Origin of the sequence: Corynebacterium sp., assembly GCF_012837295.1 — a bacterium.
Taxonomy (GTDB): Bacteria; Actinomycetota; Actinomycetes; order Mycobacteriales; family Mycobacteriaceae; genus Corynebacterium.
In genome coordinates this window covers 1-4,398 of record NZ_DURI01000087.1, presented here as the reverse complement: position 1 = coordinate 4,398, position 4,398 = coordinate 1, and the positions used below count along the sequence as shown (strand labels likewise).

Genomic DNA, 4,398 nt, shown 5'->3' with positions numbered 1-4,398 from the left:
CCTGCGGCAGCCCGCGGCGGGAATTGAGCGCGATGACGGCCGCCATGAGCACCGCGATGACCATGCCGCCGCCGAGCATGACGGGGTACGTCATCCACTCAATGGCCCCCGACAGCTCGGTCAGGATCGCCGGGAACGCGAAACCGATGTAGGTCAGGCAGTAGAAGACGCCCGTCAGGCCGGCGAGGTCGCGCGGGCCGGCGATGCGCTGGACCTCGTTGAGGCCGGTGAACATGGCCAGGCCGTAACCCATGCCCAGCACCAGCGCCGCGATGACCGCCGAGAGAACCGTCGGCGACGACGACATCCACATGGCCAGGCCCATGCCCACGATGACGATGCCCATGGCCGCCAGAGAACCGCGGGCGGACGTCTCCGATGCGATGGACGGCCCGAACTGCTGGATGGCGAAGCCGAAGAGCAGCGCGAAGAAGGTGATCAGCGCCGAGAAAAACACCGGCTGGCCGACCTCGTCCTGCATCAGCGTCGGGATGATGGCGTAGGCCACGCCGGCCGCGCCGAACACCCACGGCGCGACCATCGCCGCGACCAGCAGGAAACGCGGGCGCGTCACCGACGGGGTGCGCAACGACGACAGGATCGACTCGCGGGCGCCGCCGGCCAGATGCGGCGACTGGCGGGTCTCGGGGACGACGGTCATGGCGATGATCGTGGGGATGGTCAGCACGATGTGCAGGATGTACGGCAACTGGCCCGGCAGCGGCGCGAACTGCGCGAGCGAGCCGGCGATGCCCGCGCCGATGCCGAAGCCCAGCGTCAGCGCCATCGACTGGCGTTTGGCGCCCGACGTCGACTTGGCCTTCTCGTCGAAGCGGGCGTGGGAGAGCTCCTTGACCCATGAACCGCCCACCGCCATGGCGATGCCGACGCCCACGCCCGACAGCGCGCGGCCGACCAGCAGCAGCGGGCCGGTGGTTTCGCCGGCGGCGATGAGCAGCGACCCTATGATGGAGAACACCGGCGCGGCCAGCATCACCGGCTTGCGGCCGATGCGGTCGGACAACGGGCCGGAGATCAACAACGCGGGGGCAATGCCCAGGGCGTAGATGAACAGCAGAAGGTCGACGAACACGAGGTCGAGTTCGCCGCCGAGGCGGTACATGACCATCAGCGGCGTGAACTGGTTGCCGCCCCAGGCCACCGCGAACACGGCGACGGCGACCAGGAACCAGGGCGGCATGGGGCTGCGGCGCGCGGCCGCTCCTTCGTGGCGTGGCATGCGGGACACTTTACGACTCGATCGCCCCCGTATTGCGCGTTGGGCCCAAACGCCGTTTGCCCGACCCCGATCAGGGTGGGGCATTCGATTAGTCTGGACCGCAACGACCGCATCCGGCGATCACCTGACCAATCCCGGAAATCCCGGCGGCGTTTTCGTCGCGCCCTGACACTTTTTCCGAGGAGCACCATGCACGAGCAGTCCCGATCGCAGTCCCGTTCGCTGTCCCTATCGCTGTCCCGATCCCGGTCCCGGTCCCTGTTGGCCGGCGCCGCCGCACTCGTGGTGTCCGCGCTGGCGCTGGCCGGCTGCGCCTCCGACGGCGAGGAGGCGCGCAGCGGCGCGGATTCCGGCGGCGAAGGCAACTTCCCGGTGTCGGTGGCCACGGGCCCGGCGGGGTCGGGCCAGGAGCTGACCCTCGACGAGCGCCCGGAGCGCATCGTCAGCCTCTCCCCCACGGCGACGGAGTCGCTGTTCGCCATCGACGCCGACGATCAGGTCGTCGCCGTCGACGAGTACTCCTACTATCCCGCCGAAGCCCCCGTCGACGAGGGCCTGTCGGGATACCGCACCAGCGTGGAGGCGGTGCTGGCGCATGATCCGGACCTGGTGGTCATCGCGATGGAGGAGGACTCGCTGCTGCAGGGCATGGCCGCCGCCGACGTGCCGGTGCTGTTCATGCCGCCGGCGAAGAACCTGGACGACGCCTACGCGCAGATCGAGACCCTCGGCGTGGCCACCGGCAACGTCGGCGGGGCCGCCGAGGTGGTCCGCGACATGTCCCACGAGATCGGCGAGGCCATCCAGTCGGTTCCCGCGGAGATCCGCGACGCGGGGCTGAGCTACTACCACGAGGTCTCGTCGGACCATTACTCCATCACCGACGACACGTTCCTGGGCACGGTCTACGACCAGTTCGGCCTGGAGTCCATCGCCACCGGCGACACCGAGTACCCGCAGCTCAACGCCGAGGCGATCGTCGGCGCGAACCCGGACCTGATCTTCCTGGCCAATTCCATGTCGGAGTCGATGACCGCCGAGGACGTCGCCGCCCGCCCCGGCTGGTCGGAGATCACCGCGGTGAAGGAGGGCCGGATCGAGGCGCTCGACGGGGATCTCGCGTCGCGCTGGGGCCCGCGCCTGCCGGAGTTCTTCCGTTCCATCGCGGCCGTGCTTTCCGACGCCGGCGTCCCCGCCGCAGCGGCCAACTAGACCCCGACCCCGGACATCCCCAGGCGAAGCGAAGGCCAGGCCCCATGACCACGGTGACCGAAGTTCGGCGGAGGCGCGTCGCAAAGCGGCCCCCCGCCCTGCCGACGATCGCCCTGTCCCTGCTGCTGCTGATCGGCGCGGCGCTGCTGTCGACGTTCACCGGCGCGGTGCAGCTGCCGGCGGTCGATGTGGCGCGGGAGTTGATCGGCGTCGGCGAGCTGTCGGCGCGCGACCACGCGATCCTATGGGACATCCGGCTGCCGCGCGTGGCCATGGGCATCGTCGTCGGCGCGACGCTGGCGGTGGCCGGCGCGGCGTACCAGGCGGTGTTCCGCAATCCGCTGGCCGACCCGTACCTGCTGGGCGTGTCCTCTGGCGCGGGCCTGGGCGTGACGCTGGCCGTGGTGGCCGGCGCGTCGATCGGGTTCGGCGGCGGCGGGGCCGGGGTGGTCGTGGCGGCGTTCGCCGGTGGCGTGGCCGCGGTGAGCGCCACGTACATGGTCAGCCGCGGCGTCGGCCACAGCGGCTCGGCGACCGTCGTGGTACTGGCCGGCGTGGCGGTGGCGGCGTTCGCCAATGCGGCGCAGACGTTCATCCAGCAGCGCAACATCGAGACGATCCAGCGCGTGTACTCGTGGATGCTGGGCAATCTGGGCGTGACGCGGTGGGGGTCGGTGGCGTTGGTCGCCGTGCCCGCCGTGATCTGCTGCGTGGCCGTGCTCGGCGCGGCGCGCGTGCTCGACGTCATGACCGTCGGCGATCTGGAGGCCCGCACGCTCGGCGTCGACCCCGCGTTCGCGCGGCTCGCGCTGGTGGCCGTGGCGACGCTGGGCACGGCGGCCGTCGTCAGCGTCTCCGGCCTGATCGGCTTCGTGGGCATCATCGTGCCGCACGCGCTGCGGCTGGTGGTCGGGCCGGGGCACCGGCTGCTGCTGCCGCTGACGTTGATCTGGGGCGCGATCTTCCTGCTGCTGGCCGATACCCTGGCCCGGACGATCATGGCGCCGGCGGAGCTGCCCGTCGGCGTGGTCACCGCCGCCGTGGGCGCGCCCTTCTTCCTCTTCATCCTGCGGCGGTTCAGCCGGGCTGCGAGGGCGGGCCAGTGAATCCGGTCAACGAGTCCCTCCCCGTGCCCGCGCATGCTCCCACGCATGCTCCCACGCATGCCCCCTCGGGCCCGCACGACGTCACCGTCGCCGCCCCGGCCACCGCCGTGGCGGACGTGGCCGCGCCGGCGGCCCCCGACAACTCGGTCCACTGTGACGGGGTCCGCGTCCGCCACGACGGCGCCGAGCGCGATGCCGTGGCCGGGGTGACGTTCACCGTCCCCGCCGGCGGCTGGCTGACGCTGGCGGGCCCCAACGGGTGCGGCAAGTCGACGCTGCTGCATGCGCTGGCGCAGGTGCTGGCCCCGTCGGCGGGCACCATCACCCTGGCGGGCCACGACATCGTCGGCGGTTCCGGGGCCCTGCATTCCCTGCGCGGCCTGTCCCCCGCCGCCGCCCGGCGCCGCCGGGAACTGGCGCGCACGGTCGCGTTGATGCCGCAGGTGCCCGTCATCCCCGAGGGCATGCGCGTGCGCGAGTACGTCCACCTGGGCCGCCATCCCCATGCCGGCGCCTTCGCGGCCGAGGATTACTCGGTCACCGATTCCTGCCTGGAGACGCTGAACCTGACGGCCTTCGCCGAGCGCCCCGTGGCCGAATTGTCCGGCGGCGAGCGCCAGCGCGTCACGTTGGCGCGAGCACTGGCGCAGGAGCCGCGGATTTTGCTGCTCGACGAGCCGACCTCCGCACTCGACATCGGCCACGCCCAGGACGTCCTGGAGCTCGTGGAGGGCGTCCGCGCCGTCCACGGCCTGACGGTCATCGCGGCCATGCACGATCTGACGCTGGCGGGCCAGCACGGGGACCGGGTGGCGTTGCTTCACCACGGCGCGCTCGAAT

General features: G+C 71.5%; 4 protein-coding genes. 3 read left to right on the top strand and 1 reads right to left on the bottom strand.

Annotation, left to right across the window (positions count from 1 at the left end; translation table 11 throughout):
• On the bottom strand, window positions 1-1,240 hold a 1,240-nt coding region (locus tag GX015_RS02925; protein WP_291342677.1), incomplete at its 3' end, for an MFS transporter.
• Between the two features lie 189 nt (window positions 1,241-1,429).
• Here GX015_RS02925 and GX015_RS02920 point away from each other — a divergent pair.
• From GX015_RS02920 to GX015_RS02910, 3 genes are all read left to right on the top strand, one after another.
• Window positions 1,430-2,452 carry an ABC transporter substrate-binding protein gene (locus GX015_RS02920; RefSeq protein ID WP_291342676.1) on the top strand — a complete coding sequence of 341 codons (1,023 nt, stop codon included), beginning with the start codon at window positions 1,430-1,432 and terminating at the stop codon, window positions 2,450-2,452.
• A 44-nt stretch (window positions 2,453-2,496) separates the two neighbouring features.
• The gene (locus tag GX015_RS02915) at window positions 2,497-3,558 is read left to right on the top strand and encodes an iron ABC transporter permease (RefSeq protein ID WP_291342674.1); all 1,062 of its coding nucleotides are present in this window, start codon (window positions 2,497-2,499) and stop codon (window positions 3,556-3,558) included.
• A partial coding sequence (locus tag GX015_RS02910) for an ABC transporter ATP-binding protein (RefSeq protein WP_366926221.1) occupies window positions 3,555-4,398 on the top strand: 844 nt, incomplete at its 3' end. The genes GX015_RS02915 and GX015_RS02910, both read left to right, overlap by 4 nt.